Raw genomic sequence first — 23,753 nt, 5'->3', positions numbered from 1 at the left:
CTCATTCACATCCTAAGTGATATGTTGTAGTCTGTAGGTATTGTTATAATTGCATATACCTTAAGTTAAACATTGACCTCAAAAAAGCTCCAACATTTCTATATTGCTCAAGAGCAATCCATTTATTTACTCAGTCACAAAGATGCGACTAAGTTAAAAAAGTGGGTTGCATTGTGTCAGCAACAATTAAATCAACTGGGTTTTACTAATGTCGCCTTGCTTGGCAAAGGTGCTTATGGATTTGTGTTCTCAGCAGAGAAAACAAGCTCGCGTTTGATCGACTCAGAGCATAGTCTTAGCTATGTTCCTGAAAACGTGCAGCAAGTGGTGTTTAAGTTTTCTCGGGTTAATTTACCGCAGCATGTACAAGATAGACTTGGTGAGGAGGCGCAAATTCAAGCGCAGCTTAACCATGCTCAAATCCCTAAAGTGGTTGATTACCAAAAAATAAAGCGCCAATCTATTTTACAAATGAGCCGTGCACCAGGTATAGACTTAGAACAGTTGTCATTGCAACAAGGGCCTTTAGCGCCTGAAATTGTGGTGAGTATTGCGTTGCAATTAGCTGATATTTTGTTGTATTTACGCGATACCCAGCAGCATTCACAGCATAAACCAATAGTCCACGGTGATATTAAACCGTCAAATGTGGTTTATGATAGCGCCACTGGAAAAGTTCAGTTAATTGATTGGGGTTCATCAGTAAGTGCGCAACTTGATATTAATCATCAAAGCACCAGTACTAATGTGATGGACTTAATGAGTAGTGATTTACAGCATAGCAATGCACGTTTGGGCGATGTTTATTTTATTGGACCTGAGCAGTTAAATGGCGGCTTGTCATCACCGCGTTTTGATGAGCAAGGTTTAGCTGCCACACTTTACGCATTAGCTTCAGGGCAGTCATGCCGTTATGGCGTTAAAGTTATTACCCCTAATGCTTTAGGGCTTCCGCAAGTGCTAGCGCAGGTGTTGACGGGTATGTTAAGTGATAATGAAAAGTTGCGTAATCAAGCGGGGGATTACTTTTTTAATAATTTACATTATTTAAAAAATGTCGTACTTGCTAAAAAACCAACGCAATTTAAATCCTTACCCTTAATTCCTATTTGGGTAAAACCGCCTAAAATGCCAATTGACACGGTTGTTTATGGCTCACGTAAATCTTTTTTACGAGAGCAAAGTCATAGCGAGCAATTAACTCAAATAGATGATGCACAGCTAGATAAGTATTATAAAAATTATCTAATGGGGATGGGGGACAATGAAAAAGCCTTTATTGCATCATTAGGACGTTTAGGTAGCTTTCCAGTCGTTGGTGGCTTAGCAATACGTTGGGCGAAAGAAGGGGTTTATATTGACTCTAACCTGACCTTATTTGATGAATCGTTACGTAGCTCTTTTATTAGCGCGGTGAATAATATTGTGCACCTTGCTCAAGGTATTTTTCGAGTTGGGGTTTTCAAAAGTTGCTTGTTTAACGCGCGTAATACATTACACGTTGAGCGAGAGAGTGCAGAACTCCCTTTTATTGCTGATAAAAATCAGCGCATTGCTTTTGAAGTGAGTGATGTGCCTGACGTTGATAATGCTACACGTTTACACTCTTATTTTGAAGATGGTAAAGATCCTGACGAGTACTTATATTTACCTGACGAACTCATGGCTGTTTTAACACAGCTAAACTCAATTCATCACACCGGTTGTATTATTTTTGAAGTGTTACCTCAACATTTAAAAATTCACAGTTATTTAATGTTACTAAACCACGATAAAGAGGTCGAGTTTAGTGAGTGCTTGGCCAAAATATTACAGTTACTACCTACCATTGAAGGGCTGGGTATTTCTGGTTTTATGAAGCTACCTTATAAAGATACCCGTTATTTTGAACATATTAATAGCTTGCCGGATAAATTTTACCCCAAAAACCCGAAAATGGTTGAGCTGTAGCTTTAATTCTTATTATGAGCCCGGCATAAAAAAGCACCTGTAATAGGTGCTTGTTTATTTAAGAGCTTTATTCAAGGTGATTATTTTACTTCTTCACCCGCTGCTTGTTTATCAGCATGATAGCTTGAGCGAACTAACGGGCCACAAGCAGCATGGGCAAAGCCCATTTTTTCAGCTTCTTTTTGTAGCATATCAAACTCATCAGGGTGCACATAACGCTCTACCGGTAAATGATCTTTACTAGGTTGTAAGTATTGACCAATAGTTAGCATAGTTACGCCATGAGCGCGTAGGTCACGCATAACTTCAAGTATTTCTTCGTTAGTTTCACCTAAGCCAACCATTAATCCTGACTTGGTTGGAACAGTAGGGTTTGCTTCACCAAACTTTTTCAATAAATCTAATGACCACTGGTAGTTAGCACCTGGACGTACTTGCGTATATAAACGCGGTGCGGTTTCCATATTGTGGTTAAATACATGAGGAGGGTGCTGGTTTAATATTTCTAATGCACGGTCCATACGACCACGAAAGTCGGGTACTAAAATTTCAACTTTAGTTGCTGGAGCTTGTTCACTAAGCTCTTTTACACAATCAGCAAATTGTTGTGCACCGCCATCGCGTAAATCATCACGGTCAACCGAGGTAATAACAACGTATTTAAGGCCCATATCTTTTAAGCTTAATGCTAATTTTTTAGGCTCCTCAGGATTTGCAGCTAAAGGACGACCGTGACCTACATCACAAAATGGACAGCGACGAGTACAAATATCGCCTAAAATCATAAAGGTTGCTGTGCCGTGGTTAAAACACTCTGAGAGGTTAGGGCAAGATGCTTCTTCACACACTGAATGTAAGTTGTGTTTACGAAGGGATGCTTTGATGCTGTCAATTTTATCGCTTGAGCGCGGTAATTTTATACGTAACCAGCTAGGTTTACGCAACATGCTTTCACGTGTTGAACTAACTACTTTAATAGGGATGTGTGCAAGCTTATCAGCATCACGCAGTTTAGTACCTGCAGCGACTTTACTTGATTTTAGTGGTGCAGAGGTTGCTGGCTGCACGACGATTGGTTTTGCAAAGGTTTCGTTACTACTCATGGTCTTTATTACTCTCGCATGGTAATTTTGTTTGATGGCTAACTGGAGTAGCATCAAGCAATTTAATTAAATGTGTTACTAATGCCTCACAGGCAGTAGCGGTATCAGTTGGGCCTTGTATATCAGCAGTTTGTATCATTTCAAGACCGGCATAACCACAAGGGTTAATGCGTAAAAATGGGCTTAGATCCATATTCACGTTCAGAGCTAAACCATGAAAGGAGCAACCTTTTCGAACGCGTAAACCTAACGATGCTATTTTTTTATTGTCAACGTAAACGCCAGGTGCATCTGGCTTTGCGTAAGCTTTAATTGAAAACTCACCTAATGCGGCGACAATAGCCTCTTCAAGTAAAGTCACTAGCTGCCTTACACCGAGTTTTCGACGGCGTAAGTTAATTAAAAAATAAATAACTTGTTGGCCTGGGCCATGATAAGTTACTTGCCCACCGCGATCGGCTTTTATTACAGGAATATCACCAGGAACTAATAAGTGCTCAGCTTTACCTGCTTGCCCTTGAGTGAATACCGCAGGGTGCTCAACTAGCCATAACTCATCGGTAGTATTCTCATTTCGCTCGTCGGTAAAATTTTTCATGGCTTGCCATACTTGGCTATATTCCATGGTATTTAACTGACGGATCACTAACGCATTAGCTAATTTAGTCTTTTTAATAGTCTCTTTAGTTGGCGTTTCACTTATCTGCACAGAGGTAACCTTTAGATAATAAACTCTTACGTATTGTCATCATTAACACACCGGTTAACTTCTCAGACAATTAATGATTATAAAACGTAACGCACTTCTTCAATTGCTGTCAGTGTTTTATAAATTGTTTCAATATGCTCTTTACTGGTTACGGTTACAGCAATAGATACAGAGTGATATGTTCCTTTAGAGCTTGGCTTAATCTTTGGTGAATAATCACCTGGCGTATGTTTTTGCAATTCAGCAATAATTAAGTCAGGTAATTCGTCGCAGGCAATTCCCATTACTTTAAAGTTTAATACGGTTGGGAAGTCTAATAGTTCATCGAATTTAGTTTGCATATATTTTACTCATTACATTTTACTTTGACGGGCGCTATTGGCTCGCACTGATATTCGCGCATTTTATCATTAATTACTTTTGGCTAACATGGTTATTTTAGTTTCGCGTGAAGACAAATAAAAAAAGCCTCGTAATGAGGCTTTTTTGATGATGAAAATTGGCTATTTAATCTCTACAGTGGGAGTGATTAATCGGCAAATTGCAGTTTTACATAATCGACTAAACGACTAAACATACCGCCTTCGTTTACTTCTTCAAGCGTAACTAGAGGGTATTGAGCAATATCTTCGCCATCAAGTTGTAAGAATAGCTTACCTACTACAGTACCTTTAGCAATAGGTGCGGTAAGCTGTTGGTTTAGTTCGAAATGAGTTTTAATGTTTTTCTTTTGACCGCGAGCAATGGTAATTGGTGTATCAACGGTAATACCTAAATCTACTGTTTCTTTATCGCCCATCCAAATGCGATTTGAAACAAATTTTTCGCCGGCTTTATAAGGAGTTGTTGTTTCAAAGAAGCGAAAGCCATAGTTAAGTAATTTTTTGCTTTCAACTTTTCTTGCACGTTCGCTGTCAGCGCCCATCACAACCGTAACTAAACGCATACCACCTTTAGTGGCCGAAGTAACTAAGCTATAACCAGCTTTTGAAGTGTGGCCCGTTTTCATACCATCAACATTTAAGCTTTTATCCCATAATAAACCATTACGGTTATATTGCTTGATGTCATTATAGGTAAATGATTTTTGCTTATAAATAGCATACTCTTCAGGAACATCGCGTATTAGTGCAATCGCTAATGTTGCCATATCACGTGGCGTTGTCATATGTTCACTGCTATCTAAACCATGACTATTTTCAAAGTAACTACTGCTCATGCCTAGTTGCTCTGCATGGGCATTCATTAAGTCGGTAAAGGCACCTTCACTACCAGCAATATGTTCAGCCATAGCGACACAAGCGTCGTTCCCCGACGTCACAATAATACCTTGGTTGAGCAAGTCGACACTAACTTCGGTACCTACTTCAATAAACATTTTTGAAGAGTCAGGAAAGTTTTTAGCCCAAGCATTTTCACTAATCTTTACTTGGTCAGTATTTTTAATGTTACCGCTCAGTAACTCTTTACCAATAATGTAACTGGTCATCATTTTAGTTAAGCTGGCAGGCGCTAATAAAATATCGGCGTTACCTTCGGCAATAACTTTACCTGTGTTGTAATCTAATAAAATATAACCTTTGGCATTAATTGAAGGAGCGTCAGGTGTAATAGTAATGGCATGCGATATAGGAGAAAGCGTGATAGCTGCGGTAAATACCACACCGCCGATGAATGTTGCTAATTTATGAGTTGATTTACTGAATTGGTTGGGAATGTTTTTTATCATGGGCATAAGTAATCTTTTGTTATGAGAAATATTTATAAAATCAAAGGCGATAACATCAATAAAGTATACCATCTCTATTATGCTTGGCTATGCTCAGTTAGCTTCTTTTAAATAAAAAAGCAAGAAAAACCCGATAAATAGCGAGTAAACTGTAACAAAATGTCGCTTAATAGCGACAAATTTAGGCTTTAGCTATTTATGTGTGAATATCTTGCTATTGAGGAGATTTACGAGGGAATGCTTTTGGGTAACCATTTTTCTTTAATTCATCAAGTAATTTATTTAAGGTTGATAGGTTATCAATCGGCCCTATTTGTATTCGATAAATACCTTGATGCTTTGGTGTATTAACGGTTAATTCAGGATATTTTTGGCGCATTTCGTTGGCGGTATTGTAAGCTACGTCAGTTTTTCCTGTGGCAAATACTTGCACATAAGGGGTTTCAATCCCCATTGATGGCTGACTAGGTGAGCTAGTCTTGACGTTATTTTTATCATCAGTAAAGTCAGTGATTGCCGTTACCGTAACCTGAGCAGTGCCCGTTTTGAGCATGTCAAGTTTATAGGCTGCGCTGTATGATAAGTCAATAATACGCGACTGATGAAAAGGGCCTCGATCATTAACACGAACAATAACAGATTTATTATTTGCCACGTTTGTTACTTTGACATAACTCGGTAACGGTAAATTTTTATGTGCTGCGGTCATGGCATACATATCATAAATTTCACCGTTTGAAGTTAAGTGACCATGAAATTTATTGCCGTACCATGAAGCGATGCCTGTTTCACTAAAACCATGTGCGGAGCTTAGTACTTGGTAGTTTTTTCCTCTCACGGTATAGTTTTTATTACCACCACGGCTATAAGCTTCTGCGCGAGGCAATGCGTCTTTTAATTCAGCGGCATTAGGCAGGCGAGTAGGAGTACTGTCGTGCTTGTCTTGATAACGCCCAGAACTACAGGCTGATAGTATTATAATCAGTAATAATAAAATAAGTCGTGATAAGTGATTCATTAAGCGTTCTTTACCCTTAAAAATTGAAACAGTTACTGTGGTTAACTGTTGAACATAATGTTGATAAATTTATACATGAAAGCGGCGATGGGTACTAATAGCCATCAACATACCAAAACCTGCCATTAAGGTCACCATAGAAGTACCACCATAACTCACTAAAGGCAGAGGAACCCCTACTACAGGTAGTAGCCCAGAAACCATGCCGATATTAACAAATACATAAACAAAAAAGGTGAGGGTAATACTACCGGCAAGTAATTTGGTAAAAGCATGTTGTGCATGCGCTGCAATCCATAAACCGCGCATAATAACGGCTAAGTAAACCGCCAATAAAATAGTAACACCAAATAAACCAAACTCTTCACTAAAGACGGCAAAAATAAAATCGGTATGGCGCTCAGGTAAAAACTCTAATTGTGACTGTGTACCGTGGAGCCAGCCTTTACCTTCAAGCCCCCCTGAGCCAATGGCTATTTTAGACTGAATAATGTGGTAACCGGATCCTAGAGGGTCTTGCTCAGGATTAAATAATGTTTCAACACGTTGCTTTTGGTATGGTTTCATTAAGTACATCCACAAAATAGGGATGAAAGCCGAGACTAAACCAGTACATACCGCAATTAATTTCCAACTTGCTCCGGCTAAAAATATAACAAAAATACCTGAGCTGGCAATTAGTAATGAAGTCCCCAAATCAGGTTGTTTGGCAATAAGCAGTGTTGGCATTAACACTAAAATAAAGGCGATAATAACATTGGAGAGTTTAACGGGTAAATTGCTTTGACTGATATACCAAGCAATCATTATCGGGACGATAAGTTTCATTATCTCTGAGGGTTGAAATTTAGTGAAACCGACATCAATCCAGCGCTGCGCTCCTTTACCAACATGACCAAAAAGCAATACCGCTACTAGTAAAAGTAAACCTATAATAAATACGGGAACGGCCCATTTTCGATAAGACAGTGGCGGGATTTGTGCAACTATCATCATGACAATCAATGCCACGACGACTCGTTTTCCGTGACTATATACCATGCCTATTTCTTGTCCACCAGCACTATAAACAACAAACACGCCAAGTGTCATCAATGCTAAAATACCGATTAATAAAGGCAAGTCGATATGAAGCTTTTGCCATAGACTTTTGCTTTTTTGTTGCTCTTGTCCTGTATGACGCATTAATTATTCTCTTGTTGACGTTGGGCGCTTTGCTCAATAGTCATTAAGCTTACTGAATGGCTATGACCTGTGTGGTTTATAGAAGCAACCGCGTTCTTATTATTTGCTTTTTGTAGTGTTGTTGATTGAGCATTGATCACTCTATTACCAAAATATTGATCCATTATTTGTCTTGCTACAGGTCCTGCATTACTGCCACCACCACCTTTGGCAACGTTTTCAATGGCTACAGCAACCACTATTTCTGGGTTTTTATAAGGAGCAAAGGCAATAAACATAGCGTTATCGCGTTTATTCTCTGAAGTAGACTCAGCATCATACTCTTCATCTTGTTTAATACTAGCCACTTGTGCCGAGCCACTCTTACCCGCAGCATCATAAGTTGTACCTTTAAATGCGTTGTAACCTGTAGCCCCAAATTTTTGCACTGTGTTATGCATTGCTTTGAGTACCGTATCCCAATGTTTTTTCTGGCTTAGCTCTATAGGGGCTTTTTCTTCATAAATCACATCAGTATTAATATCATGCGCAATACCTTGCTCGTCTTTAGTGATTTCAGTGGTACTTTTTAGTAAATGGGGAATTTTACGCTCGCCATGATTTACTAAGGTGGTTAATGCTTGTGCCAGCTGTAACGGTGTTACTGTCCAATAGCTTTGACCTATACCAACCGAGAGAGTTTCACCGGTATACCAAGGTTTATTATATCGAGCACGCTTCCACGCAATACTTGGCATAATGCCATCACTTTCTTCGTGTAAATCGATGCCGGTATAATCGCCAAAGCCAAAGCGCTCCATCATGGTGCTTATTTTAGTAATACCCAGTTCTAGTGCGAGTTTATAAAAATAAACATTGCAAGAATGTTCTATGGCATCAGTTAGCGTGACCCAACCGTGACCCCAAGGCTTCCAGTCGCGGTATTTGTTTGGTAACCCGGGTAATTGAAAAAAGCCAGGATCCCAAACACGAGTTTCAGGGGTAATAATATTTTCTTCTAAACCCGTTAGTGCTAAAAAAGGCTTAACCGTTGAGGCTGGCGGATAGCCTTGTAAAGAACGGTTAATCAGCGGCAAGTCTTTAGACTTTAAAAGTTTACTGTAGTTTTTAGTACTAATACCATGAACGAATAAATTGCCGTCGTAACTTGGGTTGGAATACATCGCGAGTACTTCACCACTGCGAGGGTCCATAGCGACAATAGCGCCACGTTTACCTGACAAAGCTCGTTTGGCAATCATTTGTAACTCAATATCTAACGTTAGCGTTAAATCTTTACCTGCTTGCGGCGGAGTATAATCTAGCGTGCGAATAACACGCCCTTGGTTATTAATTTCGACTTCTTGGTGACCAATAGTGCCGTGAAGTACATCTTCGTAATATCGCTCGATCCCCAATTTACCAATAGCGTAGGTTGCGGCGTAATTATCTGCTTTACCTTCAAGCTCTAATTTATTGGCATCTTTGCGGTTAATACGAGCAACATACCCTAAGTTATGTGTGGTTAAGTCACCAAAAGGGTAATAACGTTTTAAGCGAGCGTTTACAAAAACACCCGTAAATTTGTGTTGGTTGACTGAAAAAAGTGCTACTTGTTGATCACTTAAACGAGAGTGTAAATCGATAGGTTTAAAGCGTCGTTTACGCTTCATTGCTTTGAAGAATTTAGTTTGTCGATCTTCGCTAATGCTCAGTAACTCGCTGACCGCTTTCACGGTCGCTTTAATATCCTCAACATCTTCAGGAATAATTTCTAAGCTATAAATTGGTTTGTTATCAGCGAGTAATACGCCGTTTCTGTCGTAAATCAAGCCTCTATTGGGGGCAACAGGTAACAACTTTATTCGGTTAGAGTTTGAGCGGGTTTGATATTTTTCATAAGAACTCACCTGTAAGTTATAAATGTTAACTAACAACAATAACAGGAGAACAATTACGCCACATAAAGTAATGAAAGTTCGGCGAGCAAAGAGGTTTGCTTCGGCGGTATGATTTCTTATTACAACGCGACGTGGTGCCACTACTATACTCTTTTATTTAATGGAATAAGCGACAAACAAGGAGGAAGCATTAATCGTTATTCTCTGTGATAAGGGTGGTTGGTATTAACACTCCACGCACGATATAAGCTTTCTGCAATTAAAATGCGTACCATAGGGTGAGGTAAGGTAAGTGCTGACAATGACCATTTTTGCTCTGATGCTTGAATACAAGCAGGTGATAACCCTTCTGGACCACCCACTAATAAAGCAACGTCTCTACCATCAAGTTGCCATGACTCAAGTTGCTTTGCTAATTTGGGTGTTGTCCAAGCATGACCTTCAACTTCTAAGGTAACAATACGGTTTCCTTTAGGAATTGCGGCCAATAGAGCTTCACCTTCTTTGGCTAAAATGCGGGTAATATCAGCATTTTTACCACGCTTACCAGCGGGAATTTCAACTAGATTAAAGCTGAGATCGCGGGGGAATCGGCGGCTATACTCATTAAAGCCTTGTGTGACCCAAGCTGGCATTTTACTGCCAACAGCATAGAGAGTTAATTTCATTGGTAATAGTGGCTTTATTCAGCCCACAATTGTTCTAAGTTATACTTGTCACGTTGAGTATCAGTCATAACATGCACAATAATATCAGCTAAATCAACAAGTGCCCATTCACCTACATCGTTACCTTCCATACCTTTTGGCTCAACACCCGCTGCACGACAGTCAATTGCGACAGATTGCGCGATAGATTTTACGTGGCGGTTAGAGTTACCTGAGCAGATAATCATGTAATCAGCAAAACTTGCCTTATCACTAATGTTAAGGGCGATAATATCGCGACCTTTCATATCTTCAAGTTTTTCAATAACAAATGCTTTAAGTTCTTCAGTTTGCAAGGTGTTCTTCCTATTTTTCAGTAAGTTGCGAGTGCATTTAACATAAACGCGGCAATAATAAGGCAATATTAACACTTTTTAAGCCTAGGGTTAACGATAAAGCTGATTTTTGTTGATAAAATCTAGTATTAACGGAGAAAGCGAAGATTTACAACACTGTTGTTGGCATAGATTCGCTCTGATCTGTGTTGAGGAAATATCAAAATGAACAGGGGGAGCAAAAATAATAGCGCCGCTTTTTTGCTGTTTTAGCATGTTAACAGAGTCTACCTGGTGTTTTTCAAGTAGTGTTTTAGTTGCTTGATTTACTTGGCTGATGTCATAATTTGGGCGAGTATTTACTACTAAATGACATAAGGTCAAAATATCTTGATACTGATGCCATTGCGTAAAAGTTAACAATGAGTCCATTCCGATAATAAAATAAAGCGTTTGCTCAGGATATTCTGCTTTTAATGCCTTTAAGGTATCTACACTATATGAGTGCCCGCTACGTGTTAGTTCGCGTTTGTCACAAATAAATTGCGGAAAAGACTGGCACGCCAAGCTAACCATAGTAGCTCGTTGAGTAGCAGATGCATGCGGGATTGTATGTGCTTGTGTTTTGTGAGGCGGAATATGAGCCGGAATAAATAACACGTTAGCTAAGCCAAGCCAGTCACTAACCATTTTAGCTGATTGAATGTGCCCATTGTGAATAGGGTCAAAAGTTCCGCCAAAAATACCAATACCGTTTTTTTCTAGAGGTGTTTTCATGTTTATGTACTAATTTTTGCTGACTTAACCATACTTTAAACTAAGAGCCTGCGTCTTATCACCGTGGTATAAAGTAATACACAAATCAGCCAGTAAAATAAAAACATTAAACTCACTACTGGTTTTACTTAATAAATCAATATCGGCAATACGTATCATTGCTTGCTTAACATCAGCAAGCTTTATATGGGTTAATGCGTGTTGGTATAAGGGTTTACGTTTGTCCCAAATACGGTATTGCTTGTATAGCTGATTAATACTTTCGCCTTGCTCAAGCTGATTGAGCATATTATATAGCTGGCTAATTTCTTTATGTAATGCCCAAATAATTTTAGCCGGAGCAATACCTTCTTGTTGCAGTTGATCTAACATTGCGATGCATTTACCACAATCTCCTAGTAATAAACTATCAACGACTTGAAAAGGGTTAAATTTAGCTTGTTTGATAACCAGTTGTTCAGCTTGCTCTAGCGTAATTAGGCTCTGATTAAATAATAATGAAAGTTTTTGTAACTCTTGCGCTAAAGCGAGCAAATTACCTTCAAATAATTCAATCAATAGCTGAGTTAACTCGGGTGCTAAGTTCAAATTAAGTGTTTGGCATTGTTGGTTTATCCAATGCGACATTGATTTTAACTCAACATCGTACAAAGGTAAGTAACAGCCTATTTGGCTAAATAACTTAAACCACTTTTTGTTAGCACTGGGACCATCAAGTTTATCGCCATGGAAAATAAAGATGACATCGTTGGCGTAATGCTTATGTTGAATGTCTTCGCTTAAGCGCTCCGCTAAAGCGACTAGGGCTTTATTACCTGCATCACCGACCTTAGTGGTTGAAAACTCTACCTCAATAATGCGCTGACTAGCGAATAAGCTCATCGATTGATATTCATCGATGAGTTGCTGCCAGTCAAAACCTGATTCGGTACTAAAACGAATTAGTTCGCTAAAACCTTGTTGTTGAGCCGCCGCTTTGATGGTTGATAGGCTGTTATCTTTTTGCCATGGCTCATCACCAAAAACCAACCATACCGGTATAAAGCCTTGTGCTAAGGTTTTCGTTAGCTGGTTATGGTAAATTTTCATTTAAACCTTTATTTTATCAATGCTGGAAATTAAATTGTGACAAACCTAGCGTTGTACACGCGCCATATCACGTAGTATTTTATCGGCAGCCGAGGTTCGCATTTCACTTAGTAGCAATGATAACTCACGACTTTTTGCTAAAGCTAAATTAGGATCATCTTGATAATCTCGATAAAGCTCAAAGCGAAAATCACGGGCGTCTTCACCGCTAAAGCGCAGTTGATAGTGCACTGAGTAAATAAGTTCGTATTCTGCTACTTGACCATTAGGAAATACTGATAAAGTACGTCGGTCTAAATTATCAGAGACAATTCTTAACTCAGGCGCGTCAAGCGTTGATTGGTTTAATACCTTGACTTGATTTCTAGTTAAGTGCAATTTTAATAAACGTGTTAATTCACCGTGCACATCACTAGAGCTTACATATAAGGTTTGTAAATCGTCATCAAGTAAGTAATCACCACGTAATTGAAAACCACAAGCTGATAATAAACTTGTGGTTAACAATGCCATGGCAAGAGTGTTAGCTAGTTTCATAGTACTCTTGCTCAACCCTTTTTTAGTTAGCTACGATATTTAGTAGTTTACCTGGAATGTAAATTACTTTACGAATAGTGTTACCGTCGGTGAATTTGGTGACATTTTCGTCACTTAAACCTAAAGCTTCAACAGTTTCTTTAGACGCATCAGCAGCAACGGTAATTTTGGCACGTAATTTACCGTTAACTTGTACAATAATAAGTTTTTCATCTTCAACTAAGGCACTTTCATCTATACTTGGCCATGGGGCATCTTCTACAATGCTGTCACTATTGCCAACATGTTGCCATAAATGATGACACATATGCGGTGTAATCGGTGTTAACATTAAAATAACGGCACGAATTGCTTCTTGCATTACCGCTTTATCTTCAGCTGTTTCAATAGGTGCTTTACTTAACGCATTCATTAACTCCATGATAGCAGCAATGGCTGTATTAAAAGTATTACGGCGACCAATATCGTCAGTCACTTTAGCAATTGCTTTATGTAGTTCACGGCGAAGTTTCTTCTGTTCACTCTGTAAAGTTAATGCAGTTGCTTCGCTAATGGTTTCGTTTTGTGTTGCTTCAACAAAATCATGTACTAACTTATAAACACGTTTAACAAAGCGGTGTGCGCCTTCAACACCGGCATCAGACCATTCTAAGGTTTGCTCTGGTGGTGACGTAAACATAATAAATAAACGTACCGTATCTGCGCCATATTTATTAATAACTTCTTGTGGGTCAATACCATTGTTTTTTGACTTTGACATTTTACTCATACCTGCAGAAATAACAGGCTGACCATCTATTTTACTTACGGCAGAGGTTACTTGACCTTTTTCATCGCGCTCCATTTCAACATCACTTGGTGCTATCCACTCTTGTGCGCCATTATCTGCTTCACGGTAATAAGTATCTGCTAATACCATGCCTTGACATAATAATTTTTTGAAAGGTTCATCACTGTCAACTAAACCAACATCGCGTAATAATTTATGGAAAAATCGTGAGTAAAGTAAATGTAAAATTGCATGTTCGATACCGCCAATATATTGGTCAACAGGTAACCAGTAGTTTGCTTTGGCAGGATCTAACATTTGCGTGTCATCGTTTGGTGAACAGTAACGTGCGTAATACCATGAAGATTCCATAAAGGTATCAAAAGTATCTGTTTCACGTAATGCGTCTTCACCATTAAAAGTCGTTTTGGCCCATTGTGGATCGTCTTTAATAGGAGAGGTGGTACCGTTCATTACTACATCTTCAGGCAGTATTACGGGTAACTCACTTTCTGGTACCGGAACCGACTCGCCATTAGCTAAGTTAATCATTGGGATTGGTGTTCCCCAATAACGCTGACGTGAAACACCCCAGTCGCGTAAACGGTAATTAGTAGTCACTTTACCTTTATTTTCACTCGCTAGCTTTTCACTAATTGCATTGAATGCTTGCTCAAAGCCTAAACCGTCAAATTCACCAGAGTTGATTAATGTTGATTTCTCAGTGATGGCGGCAACAGCGATATCATCACCTTCTTGACCGGCAATGACTTGCTTGATGGTTAAACCGTATTTGATCGCAAATTCATAATCACGTTGGTCATGACCTGGCACAGACATTACCGCACCAGAGCCATAATCCATTAACACAAAATTAGCTGCCCATACTGGCACTAACTCACCGGTAATCGGGTGGACTGCTTTAAGACCGGTATCAACACCTTTTTTCTCCATTGCCGCCATATCAGCTTCAGTGGTTTTACTATTTTTACATTCTGCAATAAAAGCGGCTAAGTCAGTATTATTTTTAGCGGCTTCAAGCGCCAATGGGTGTTGCGCTGCTAAGGCAACATAAGTAACCCCCATTAAAGTATCTGGACGCGTTGTGTAAATATCAAAGCTTTCAGTTGAATCAGCAACTTCAAAGGTCATTTCAACACCTTGTGAGCGGCCAATCCAATTACGTTGCATGGTCTTAACTTGCTCAGGCCAATCAGTTAACTGGTCTAAGTCGTCTAAAAGCTCTTCGGCATAATCGGTAATTTTAATAAACCATTGTGGGATTTCTTTGCGCTCAACAATAGCGCCAGAGCGCCAGCCACGTCCATCAATAACTTGTTCGTTAGCTAATACGGTTTGGTCAACAGGATCCCAGTTTACAGTGGCATTTTTTTTGTAAACTAAGCCTTTTTCGTAAAGCTTAGTGAAAAACCATTGTTCCCAACGATAATAATCAGGTTTACAAGTTGCTAGTTCACGATCCCAGTCATAACCAAAACCTAACGATTGTAATTGATTACGCATATAATCAATATTTTGATAAGTCCAGTTACCTGGCGCTGTTTTATTTTTAATGGCCGCGTTTTCAGCAGGTAAACCAAAAGCATCCCAACCCATAGGTTGCATTACGTTTTTACCTTGCATACGTTGATAGCGAGATATTACGTCACCAAGACTATAATTACGCACATGACCCATATGTAAACGACCACTTGGGTATGGGAACATTGCTAAACAATAAAATTTTTCTTTGCTTGAGTCTTCAACGGCTTTAAACGTGTTGTTATCAGTCCAAAATTTTTGTACTGTTTCTTCAATAGCTTGCGGATTATAAATGGCTTCCATTAAGGTATTCTCAAATATTCAGGTGAAAGTGATTAACTTTTTATCATCTGTTAACGATTAACGCGGGAATTAGCTGACAAATTTAAGTTAAATTATCGCAGTAGAATACCTTATCTGACTAGGTAACAACAAGTTTAATTGTTAACTTTGCCTATACTCAAAGTAGGGCAAATAAAGATAACTTTTTCAAGGAGAGTATCATGGCGCAACAAGATGATTATTTTGCCGAGGTTTATCGAGCACTCAATAGCTGGTTAAACAAGGTGAAAGTTGAACAAAAACCTCGTATTAATGAATTAATGGCGCAGGCTAAGCTTTATGCTGTAGCCCTTGAACATATGTCGGAAGAAAAATTACAGCAATTTAGTGATAATTTAAAATACGATTTATATGACTTTTATCAACTTAACCGTAAACAAGCGCAAGACTCGCTATATTTAACCTTACTCAATGAAGCGCTATGGGAAAACTTAGCAGGCTTGACTGATAAAGCACAAGTTGAGTGGTTTGAGCTCATTGACGACTTTAGCCATGATGGCGTTTATCGTCAGGGAGATATTATTGGGTTTGGCGAGCTTGCTTGTAATGAATGTGATGAAGTTGTGCATATTACTCATCGCAGTGAGGTACAAGTATGTAGTCATTGTGGACACGATACTTTTACGCGTGTGCCATTAAAGCCGTAGCCTAACATTAACTTGATTGGCTTTAATCAATGTTTAACGTGATTTTAATACAACTATTCAACTTGTTAGCTTACTAGGGAGCAAGTACACTAAGTGTATTGTAAGACGCATTCTATGTCGCACTCATCATTTAATAAAAGTTAGTTTACAAACTAACTAAAGGATATATATGACCAAAGCTATTGCAGCTGTTATTAGTCAAACCCGTGTTGCTACTACTTCACTTACCTCATCACTTTCAGCAGAACTATTTTGTCCTCCTATCTCTAAAGACGATACAAACCAAGCCTTTGTTGGTCATGATCGTGCTAAAGAAGCACTAGAATTTGGTTTGTCTATGTCGGCTATTGGCTTTAATGTGTTTGCGATGGGCGAGCATGGCACTGGTAGGCAAACACTGATCAAACAAATGTTAAATGCGTTAGCGGGTCAGCAAAAGTCGCCAGATGAATGGTGCTACATTAATAACTTTGACGAAAGCCATATACCGTTAACCTTGTCAGTTAACCCTGGTGACGGTAAGCAGCTTTTGGCGAGTATGAATCGTTTTATTGATGGTTTACTTGATTTATTTCCCGAAATTTTTGATAACCCAGGCTACCAACGCCAAAAGTCGGCTATAGATCGTGAATTTAATAAAAAATATGATGAAGCTATTGGTAAAGTTGAAGAAATCGCATTAAAAGATAATGTTGTTTTATATGAAGAAAATGGTGAAGTTGGTTTTTCGCCATTAGTTGATGGCCAACCAGTAAATGATAAAGAGTTTGCCAACTTTAATGAAACTGATCGCGCCAAATTTTATCAACTATTGAGCGAGCTAGAAGTTGTTTTAGCTGAGCAGTTACTGGAATTACCCCAATGGAAACGATTGTCTTCAGATCAGTTGAGAAAATTAAAATACGACACCGCGGCTAAAAGTATTGAGCCATATTTACGTGAGCTAGAGCAAGAGTTTAGTAGCAATAGTGATGTCTTAGCCTACCTAAGTAAAGTTCGAAATCATGTGGTTGATGCGGTACTTGAGGTACTGGTCAATGATAGTGATGATACACCTAATGAAAAAGAGTTACGTAAGTTAATGGTTGAACGTTTTGTTCCTAATTTATTAGTGCCGCAAAATAAAGATCAAGGTGCGCCGGTTATTTATGAGCAAAACCCTACCTATCAAAACTTATTTGGTCATGTTGATTTTGCCAGCTTCCAAGGAGCAAGTTATACCAGCTATCGTTTAATAAGGCCGGGTGCATTACATAAGGCAAACGGCGGTTACTTATTACTTGATGCCGAAAAAGTGTTGAGCCAACCTATGGTTTGGTCACGTTTAAAGTTAGCGTTAAAGACGCAACAAATTACCATTGAAAATCCATATTCAGAATACAGTCAACCTAGTGGTTATAGTTTACAGCCTGAAAAAATTCCATTGCAAGTTAAGGTAGTGTTGTTAGGAGATGCTGAGATTTATTATACCTTACAAGATTACGATCAAGAATTTACTGAGCTTTTTAGAGTGTTAGCCGACTTTGACCGCCATTTAGAAAAAAATGATGATAACTTAATAGCCTTTGGTCAATTAATTCGCCAACGGGCTCAACATCATAACTACCCTGAGGTAACCAACGAAGCGGTACTCGAATTAGTACGTTACGCTTTAAGAAGGGGCGAGCATCAAACCAAAATTTCAGCCAATATCGTACAAGTGAATGACCTACTTGATGAAGCTAATTATTGCTGGCAAAAACTAGGTGCCAAGGGAGCATTAACTGCAGAACATATTGCAATGGCACAAGCAGCTAAAAAGCGCCGTATTGGTCGGTTAAGTGAAACCTGGCTAAGTGAAATAAAAGAACAACAAGTGTTAATTAGCACAGAAGGAGAGTTTGTTGGTAAGGTTAATGGCTTAACCGTTTTGGAAATAGGCGATAGTATATTTGGTACGCCTGCGCGCATAACTGCTACTGTTTATGCAGGTAGTGAAGGTGTGACAGATATTGAGCGTGAAGTTGACTTAGGCAAATCTATTCACTCGAAAGGAGTGTTGTTGCTTACCGGTTATTTAGGTCATAAATACGGGCAAAGTTTCCCTGTTTCAATTTCGGCAAATATTGCGATAGAGCAATCTTATGGCCACATTGATGGTGATAGTGCGTCGTTAGCTGAATTATGTGCGCTTATTTCTTCAATTACTTTATTACCTATAGATCAAAGCCTTGCTATTACTGGCTCAATTAACCAGCATGGTGAAGTGCAGTCAATTGGTGGTGTTAATGAAAAGATTGAAGGATTTTTTCAACTATGTCTGGATAAAGGGCTAACGGGTAAGCAAGGGGTAATCATTCCAAAAACAAATGTGATTAACTTAATGCTGAGTAATGAGGTAATTGATGCAGTTGATAAAGGACTGTTTGCCATTTATGCCGTTGAAACCATTGATCAAGCATTGGCCTTATTATTAAATACCGAGGCGGGTACTATTAGTAAAACAGGACGTTATCCGCGTAAGTCTATCCATGGCTTAGCACTTGATAAGTTAGAGGCCTTCTCTGACATCCTTAATGGTGATGAAGAATAATAACAGTACTTAAGTTATTAAAATAAGTTAAAAAACCGGTAAATTTATTTATCGGTTTTTTGTTAATATGCTTTTACCATTTAAATATATATAGTGATTAACCTTTGAGCGACCCGAAAATTAGCAATTTTTAAAGCCTCTTTTTATAAATACCCTCATAATATTGATTAAAATAAATCAATATATGTTTTATAAACAATGGTTTGATTGAAAAAAGAACGATGTTTGCACTTAAATTGCACTAACGTAGTGTTCTTGTTATCATCCGTAACATAAATGCAACATTTAATACGCGGTTATGATAGAACTTTCAACGGACGAACTCGATTTTTTTAAAAATATCTTTTCAGAATCACCTGAAGAGGGTGAGTTGTTGCATCCTGCACAACAGCTTAGTGTTCATACTACAATACCGAGTAACTTGAAAAAATTATTAGGTGAAAGTAAGTTAACCTTACTTGCTGAAATCAGTCATTATCAATTATGGTTTCCTGTCACTATGACGGTTAGTAACGGAAATTTTACACCTGTTTTAGGTACACCTGAAATTATTGATGTACAAGGCAATGAGCGCAGCTGGCGTGTTAATGCACCTGAAAACTTATCATTACTTAATATTGCCTCTCAGCATAAGTTAGAGATTCTTTCACTTTCAGGTACAGGGGTTACATTAAAGTTATTAGATGACGAATTATCGGTTAAAGATGACCCTTTATTAAAGCAACAATCACTTGTATTAATGTTACCTAATCAACAATCAGTCACTTTATCTTTAGATGTTGTAAGAAAGGATAACAATATTATTGCTGCTAAATTTAAAGATTTTGATCAAGGTCGAGAGTCGCTACGCCAGTTTTTATTTAACTCCCATAAAGCAAAATACGCTGATTTATATCAAGACGTTATTTTATAATTTAGCACTCTTTCGTATATTTAAGCCTAATTCACTTACCCCCCAAATTAAAATCACTAGGAATAGTACTTGTATCTAGTGCTAATCTCTGTATAATGCGCGCCTCGATAAGGGAATGTTGATTTTACAACCTTAACGGTTATTAACCTATAGAAAATATCAATAGGTTTGTATGATTACTCACGATGAGTAAATCAAATGAGTGGGGTTTTACCGCCCAATAGACTTGCCCAGCTAATTATTTCCGACAATTAGCTAGAAATATAGTGTTAGCATACACTATGCGCCTTAAGTCTTCCTGGTGGTTTCCTCGTATATGTACGCAGGTTTAAGACTTAGCAATTTAAAATTTATTAGCTTTTTACACTTCTAATTTACGTTTTAGTAATCATTAGAGGTGGGATATATTACGCTAATTCTATTCTGTTTTAAGTTACGCACCTGCCTTGAGAAGATGAAAATTATTTATGACAGATCAAAAAACTTTGCCTGTAAGCTTTGACACTTTAGGCTTGCCTGAAAATTTATTATCCGCTGTTCTTTCTATCGGTTTTAGCTCCGCTACCGCTATTCAGGCACAAACTATTCCGCCACTACTTGCTGGCAAAGATGTATTAGGTGAAGCACAAACAGGTACCGGTAAAACCGCTGCGTTTGGCTTACCTGCATTAGCAAAAATTGATACTTCAATTAAAAAACCACAATTAATGGTGTTAGCACCAACGCGTGAATTAGCAATGCAAGTTGCTGAAGCAATTGAATCTTTCGGTAAAGATATGAAAGGTTTACGTGTTGCTACATTATATGGTGGTCAATCTTACGGACCTCAATTTCAACAATTAGAGCGTGGCGCTCAAGTTGTTGTTGGTACCCCTGGTCGCTTAATGGACCATTTACGTCGTAAAAGTCTTAAATTAGACGATTTACGTGTTTGTGTGCTTGATGAAGCAGACGAAATGTTAAACATGGGTTTCTTAGAAGATATTCAGTGGATTTTGGATCATTTGCCAAAAACCACACAAATGTGTTTATTTTCAGCAACAATGCCACCAGCAATTCGTAAAATTGCCAATCGTTTCTTAAAAGATCCTGAGCATATTAAAGTTGAAGCGGTTAAAAAAGCGAAAGCAAATATTACACAATACGCATGGAAAGTAAGCGGCATTACTAAAATGACGGCATTAGAGCGTATTGCAGAAGTGGTTGACTACGATGCGATGATTATCTTCGTTCGTACACGTAACGACACGGTTGATGTTGCTGAAAAATTAGAGCGTGCTGGCTACCCAGCATTACCTTTAAATGGTGATATGAACCAAGCACAGCGTGAACGTTGTATCGACCAAATGAAATCAGGTAAATCGTCTATTTTAGTTGCGACTGACGTTGTTGCTCGTGGTTTAGATATTCCACGTATTTCATTAGTCGTTAACTATGACTTACCAGGTGATAATGAAGCATATGTTCACCGCATTGGCCGTACTGGTCGTGCTGGTCGTGAAGGTATGTCAATTTCATTTGTTCGCCCTCGTGAAATGTACTCGTTACGTCATTATGAGCGTTTAACGTCAGGTACGGTACTTAATTACGAGTTACCTAATATTCAAGAAATAGGTAAGATTCGTATAGAACGTACTCGTGTTGAAGTGGCTAGTATTGTCGCTGATAAAGATATTACTGCAATGCGTGAGATCGTTGAGGGTATGGCTGCAGAGTCAGACGTATCAATTGTTGATTTAGCTGCAGCATTACTTTTCCAAAAGCAAATGAAACAGCCATTACAGCCAAAAGAAGATCCTAAACCTCGTCGTGATACACGTGAGCGTAACGATCGTAATGACCGTGGCGATCGCAATAGTCGCGGTAACGACCGTAACAATCGCGGTAATGACCGTAGAGATTCTCGTGGTAACGATAACCGCAATGCTCGCGGCGCTCGTGATGAAAGACCACGTAAAGCAAAAGTTAACCGTAGCGATGTTGATTGGCAGACTTACCGCCTAGAAGTGGGTAAAGACCACGGTGCTCGCCCTGGTGATATCGTTGGCGCTATTGCAAACGAAATATCATTAGACAGCAGTTACATTGGTGCTATTAACTTGCATGAAAAGCATAGCTTTGTGCAATTACCTAAAGGTATTCCAACAACGGCATTTAATCAGTTAAAAGGTGTACGTGTTCGCCGTCAACCATTATCTATTAGTGTTTCAGATGCAGCTGTTGAAAGCCAAAAGCCACGCCGTCGTAATGAAAGTTCTTCTGCGAACTAATAGTTTATAAAAAGTTACTTATTAGTTTGGTAACGCAAAACGAAAAGGCGCATTTAGCGCCTTTTTTTATGGAATTTTTTTAATAAAGTCATACATTGCCCCTTTATTAAGCAATAACGTGTTAAATTGTAATTTATTATGTCACTCGCCTTGTTTGCTTAAGGCTTTATCTATTACTATAGAGCTACCTAAAAATCAGTTATTTGTCTAGTTATCAATGTTAAGCACAACTCATAACTTACCCATTCGCATTTATTATGAAGATACAGATGCGGGGGGAATTGTTTATTATGCGAATTATTTAAAATTTACAGAGCGTGCTCGCAGTGAGTGGTTACGTGATTTAGGCATACACCAACAAACACTTTTGCAACAAAATCTTGGTTTTGTGGTCAGAAAGGTTGAAATGGATAACTTTGCTTCAGCTAAACTCGATGATTTACTTAATGTACATTCAAGTATTGTCAAAGTTAAGCGAGCTAGCTTAGTATTTGAACAACATATCTTCAACCAAGAAAATATTTTGCTTTGCACTGCCAAAGTGCTGATTGCTTGTGTTGATTTTAATAACAATAAACCCTGTGCTATTCCCGAATTTATATTAGGAGCGTTTAAACGTGTCAGCTGAAATTTCATTTTTTGATTTATTTTTAGAAGCCAGTATTTTAGTGCAATTTGTGATGTTGACCTTACTGACTTTTTCGATTGTTTGTTGGGCGATGATCTTTCAACGTCGTAAAATTTTACAAAGTGCAACACAAGAGCTGAAAACATTTGAAGATAAGTTTTGGAGTGGGGCCGACTTAAGTAAGTTATACAGTGAAATATCAGCTAAAAATCATGTTCAAGGTATTGAAAGTTTATTTGTTGCAGGTTTTAAAGAGTTTGCACGTTTACGTAAAAGCCATATTGATAATCCACAAATTATTGTAGATGGCACTCACCGAGCAATGCGCGTAGCACTTTCAAGAGAAGTGGATAATTTAGAAAAACACTTACCATTTATGGCGACGGTTGGTTCAATTAGCCCCTATATTGGCTTGTTTGGTACGGTGTGGGGGATTATGAATTCTTTTATTGCTCTTGGTTCAGTAAAGCAAGCAACATTACAAATGGTTGCACCAGGTATTGCTGAAGCACTAATTGCAACTGCCATGGGGCTCTTTGCGGCTATTCCTGCGGTAATGGCGTTTAACCGTTTCAGTCACTTAGTTGAAAAAATTGAAAACGGCTATGGTAATTTCATGGATGAGTTTTCAAGTATTTTACAACGTCAGTCGGCAAATGAGCAAAACGGCAAGTAAGGTTTAATTATGTATCAAAGAGTAAGACGCCGTAAAGTGGCTGAAATTAATGTTGTTCCTTATATCGATGTTATGCTGGTATTACTTATAATCTTTATGGTAACCGCACCACTTATTACTCAAGGGGTAAAGGTTGACTTACCTCAAGGTGATGCCGAGCCTCTTGATAAAGACAGTAAAACACCACTTGTTGCTTCGGTAGATGCCCAAGGACGCTACTATTTAACAGTCGGGGCTAACGATAAAGAGCCGCTTTCTGCTGAAGAAGTGGCAACCCTAGTTAAAGCGCATTTAACCTTAGAGCCTGATACCCCTGTAGTGGTTAATGGTGACGGTGCTGTTTCTTATGACGCTGTTATTCAGCTGATGGTGTTACTACAAACGGTGGCGGGTGTTCCTTCAGTTGGCTTAATGACAGAGCCGGTGGAGAATTAG

Annotated in this window: 21 protein-coding genes; 8 read left to right on the top strand and 13 right to left on the bottom strand. The window is 38.6% G+C overall.

Translation table 11 applies throughout. From position 1 onward, the window contains the following. The first annotated feature begins 72 nt into the window (after positions 1–72). Positions 73–1,950: a protein kinase gene (locus KO495_RS05055; RefSeq protein ID WP_215979291.1), complete on the top strand. Its 1,878-nt coding sequence runs from the start codon at positions 73–75 to the stop codon at positions 1,948–1,950. 80 nt (positions 1,951–2,030) lie between these two features. On the opposite strand, the gene lipA is transcribed toward KO495_RS05055, so the two are convergent. From lipA to leuS, 13 genes are all read right to left on the bottom strand, one after another. After that, positions 2,031–3,053 carry a lipoyl synthase gene (lipA, locus tag KO495_RS05050; RefSeq protein WP_215979290.1) on the bottom strand — a complete coding sequence of 341 codons (1,023 nt, stop codon included), beginning with the start codon at positions 3,051–3,053 and terminating at the stop codon, positions 2,031–2,033. Beyond that, positions 3,046–3,756 (bottom strand): lipoyl(octanoyl) transferase LipB, encoded by a 711-nt coding sequence (gene lipB, locus KO495_RS05045; RefSeq protein WP_354668366.1) that lies wholly within the window; start codon positions 3,754–3,756, stop codon positions 3,046–3,048. Before lipB ends, lipA begins: the two co-directional genes overlap by 8 nt. A gap of 83 nt (positions 3,757–3,839) precedes the next feature. Next, positions 3,840–4,103, bottom strand: coding sequence for a DUF493 family protein YbeD (gene ybeD, locus KO495_RS05040; protein WP_215979289.1), 264 nt, complete (start codon positions 4,101–4,103; stop codon positions 3,840–3,842). A gap of 188 nt (positions 4,104–4,291) precedes the next feature. Next, a complete protein-coding gene (locus KO495_RS05035; RefSeq protein WP_215979288.1) occupies positions 4,292–5,497 on the bottom strand; it encodes a serine hydrolase in 1,206 nt (401 codons plus the stop codon). Between the two features lie 208 nt (positions 5,498–5,705). Then, positions 5,706–6,509 carry a septal ring lytic transglycosylase RlpA family protein gene (locus KO495_RS05030; protein ID WP_215979287.1) on the bottom strand — a complete coding sequence of 268 codons (804 nt, stop codon included), beginning with the start codon at positions 6,507–6,509 and terminating at the stop codon, positions 5,706–5,708. Between the two features lie 69 nt (positions 6,510–6,578). Next, positions 6,579–7,694 carry a rod shape-determining protein RodA gene (rodA, locus tag KO495_RS05025; RefSeq protein WP_215979286.1) on the bottom strand — a complete coding sequence of 372 codons (1,116 nt, stop codon included), beginning with the start codon at positions 7,692–7,694 and terminating at the stop codon, positions 6,579–6,581. Beyond that, positions 7,694–9,715 (bottom strand): penicillin-binding protein 2, encoded by a 2,022-nt coding sequence (gene mrdA, locus KO495_RS05020; RefSeq protein WP_215979285.1) that lies wholly within the window; start codon positions 9,713–9,715, stop codon positions 7,694–7,696. Before mrdA ends, rodA begins: the two co-directional genes overlap by 1 nt. Before the next feature lie 56 nt (positions 9,716–9,771). Beyond that, positions 9,772–10,242 carry a 23S rRNA (pseudouridine(1915)-N(3))-methyltransferase RlmH gene (gene rlmH / locus KO495_RS05015; protein ID WP_215979284.1) on the bottom strand — a complete coding sequence of 157 codons (471 nt, stop codon included), beginning with the start codon at positions 10,240–10,242 and terminating at the stop codon, positions 9,772–9,774. 14 nt (positions 10,243–10,256) lie between these two features. Beyond that, positions 10,257–10,577 (bottom strand): ribosome silencing factor, encoded by a 321-nt coding sequence (gene rsfS, locus KO495_RS05010; protein WP_215979283.1) that lies wholly within the window; start codon positions 10,575–10,577, stop codon positions 10,257–10,259. A 90-nt stretch (positions 10,578–10,667) separates the two neighbouring features. After that, a complete protein-coding gene (nadD, locus tag KO495_RS05005) occupies positions 10,668–11,333 on the bottom strand; it encodes a nicotinate-nucleotide adenylyltransferase (RefSeq protein WP_215979282.1) in 666 nt (221 codons plus the stop codon). 24 nt (positions 11,334–11,357) lie between these two features. Beyond that, the gene (gene holA / locus KO495_RS05000) at positions 11,358–12,422 is read right to left on the bottom strand and encodes a DNA polymerase III subunit delta (RefSeq protein ID WP_215979281.1); all 1,065 of its coding nucleotides are present in this window, start codon (positions 12,420–12,422) and stop codon (positions 11,358–11,360) included. A 45-nt stretch (positions 12,423–12,467) separates the two neighbouring features. Then, positions 12,468–12,959 carry an LPS assembly lipoprotein LptE gene (lptE, locus tag KO495_RS04995; RefSeq protein ID WP_215979280.1) on the bottom strand — a complete coding sequence of 164 codons (492 nt, stop codon included), beginning with the start codon at positions 12,957–12,959 and terminating at the stop codon, positions 12,468–12,470. A gap of 22 nt (positions 12,960–12,981) precedes the next feature. Further along, the gene (gene leuS / locus KO495_RS04990) at positions 12,982–15,573 is read right to left on the bottom strand and encodes a leucine--tRNA ligase (protein ID WP_215979279.1); all 2,592 of its coding nucleotides are present in this window, start codon (positions 15,571–15,573) and stop codon (positions 12,982–12,984) included. A 200-nt stretch (positions 15,574–15,773) separates the two neighbouring features. Between leuS and KO495_RS04985 the strand changes: the two genes are divergently transcribed. From KO495_RS04985 to tolR, 7 genes are all read left to right on the top strand, one after another. Beyond that, on the top strand, positions 15,774–16,259 hold the full coding sequence (locus KO495_RS04985) for a zinc ribbon-containing protein (RefSeq protein WP_215979278.1): 486 nt from the start codon (positions 15,774–15,776) through the stop codon (positions 16,257–16,259). Between the two features lie 169 nt (positions 16,260–16,428). Continuing rightward, entirely contained in the window at positions 16,429–18,831 is a 2,403-nt protein-coding gene (locus tag KO495_RS04980; RefSeq protein WP_215979277.1) for an ATP-binding protein, read from the top strand. Between the two features lie 298 nt (positions 18,832–19,129). After that, a complete protein-coding gene (locus tag KO495_RS04975; RefSeq protein ID WP_252738804.1) occupies positions 19,130–19,744 on the top strand; it encodes a hypothetical protein in 615 nt (204 codons plus the stop codon). 467 nt (positions 19,745–20,211) lie between these two features. Continuing rightward, positions 20,212–22,014: a DEAD/DEAH box helicase gene (locus KO495_RS04970; RefSeq protein WP_215979276.1), complete on the top strand. Its 1,803-nt coding sequence runs from the start codon at positions 20,212–20,214 to the stop codon at positions 22,012–22,014. A gap of 217 nt (positions 22,015–22,231) precedes the next feature. After that, positions 22,232–22,642 carry a tol-pal system-associated acyl-CoA thioesterase gene (gene ybgC, locus KO495_RS04965; RefSeq protein ID WP_215979275.1) on the top strand — a complete coding sequence of 137 codons (411 nt, stop codon included), beginning with the start codon at positions 22,232–22,234 and terminating at the stop codon, positions 22,640–22,642. Beyond that, complete coding sequence (gene tolQ / locus KO495_RS04960) at positions 22,632–23,318, top strand: protein TolQ (RefSeq protein ID WP_215979274.1); 687 nt, start codon at positions 22,632–22,634, stop codon at positions 23,316–23,318. The genes ybgC and tolQ overlap by 11 nt, the downstream gene beginning before the upstream one ends. Positions 23,319–23,327: 9 nt before the next feature. Next, positions 23,328–23,753, top strand: coding sequence for a protein TolR (gene tolR, locus KO495_RS04955; RefSeq protein WP_215979273.1), 426 nt, complete (start codon positions 23,328–23,330; stop codon positions 23,751–23,753).

Origin of the sequence: Colwellia sp. D2M02, from assembly GCF_018860755.1 — a bacterium.
In the GTDB taxonomy this organism is placed as follows: domain Bacteria; phylum Pseudomonadota; class Gammaproteobacteria; order Enterobacterales; family Alteromonadaceae; genus Colwellia; species Colwellia asteriadis.
The sequence above is the reverse complement of the archived record's forward strand: the minus strand, read 5'-3'. Positions and strand labels throughout refer to the sequence as shown.

What these genes read in the sequence shown, in the direction of transcription:
- lipA (WP_215979290.1), bottom strand. Translation starts at nt 3,053, where the DNA reads ATGAGTAGTAACGAAACCTTTGCAAAACCAATCGTCGTGCAGCCAGCA.
- ybeD (WP_215979289.1), bottom strand. Translation starts at nt 4,103, where the DNA reads ATGCAAACTAAATTCGATGAACTATTAGACTTCCCAACCGTATTAAAC.
- KO495_RS05035 (WP_215979288.1), bottom strand. Translation starts at nt 5,497, where the DNA reads ATGCCCATGATAAAAAACATTCCCAACCAATTCAGTAAATCAACTCAT.
- KO495_RS05030 (WP_215979287.1), bottom strand. Translation starts at nt 6,509, where the DNA reads ATGAATCACTTATCACGACTTATTTTATTATTACTGATTATAATACTA.
- rodA (WP_215979286.1), bottom strand. Translation starts at nt 7,694, where the DNA reads ATGCGTCATACAGGACAAGAGCAACAAAAAAGCAAAAGTCTATGGCAA.
- rlmH (WP_215979284.1), bottom strand. Translation starts at nt 10,242, where the DNA reads ATGAAATTAACTCTCTATGCTGTTGGCAGTAAAATGCCAGCTTGGGTC.
- nadD (WP_215979282.1), bottom strand. Translation starts at nt 11,333, where the DNA reads ATGAAAACACCTCTAGAAAAAAACGGTATTGGTATTTTTGGCGGAACT.
- holA (WP_215979281.1), bottom strand. Translation starts at nt 12,422, where the DNA reads ATGAAAATTTACCATAACCAGCTAACGAAAACCTTAGCACAAGGCTTT.
- lptE (WP_215979280.1), bottom strand. Translation starts at nt 12,959, where the DNA reads ATGAAACTAGCTAACACTCTTGCCATGGCATTGTTAACCACAAGTTTA.
- leuS (WP_215979279.1), bottom strand. Translation starts at nt 15,573, where the DNA reads ATGGAAGCCATTTATAATCCGCAAGCTATTGAAGAAACAGTACAAAAA.
- KO495_RS04985 (WP_215979278.1), top strand. Translation starts at nt 15,774, where the DNA reads ATGGCGCAACAAGATGATTATTTTGCCGAGGTTTATCGAGCACTCAAT.
- KO495_RS04980 (WP_215979277.1), top strand. Translation starts at nt 16,429, where the DNA reads ATGACCAAAGCTATTGCAGCTGTTATTAGTCAAACCCGTGTTGCTACT.
- KO495_RS04975 (WP_252738804.1), top strand. Translation starts at nt 19,130, where the DNA reads ATGATAGAACTTTCAACGGACGAACTCGATTTTTTTAAAAATATCTTT.
- KO495_RS04970 (WP_215979276.1), top strand. Translation starts at nt 20,212, where the DNA reads ATGACAGATCAAAAAACTTTGCCTGTAAGCTTTGACACTTTAGGCTTG.
- ybgC (WP_215979275.1), top strand. Translation starts at nt 22,232, where the DNA reads ATGTTAAGCACAACTCATAACTTACCCATTCGCATTTATTATGAAGAT.
- tolR (WP_215979273.1), top strand. Translation starts at nt 23,328, where the DNA reads ATGTATCAAAGAGTAAGACGCCGTAAAGTGGCTGAAATTAATGTTGTT.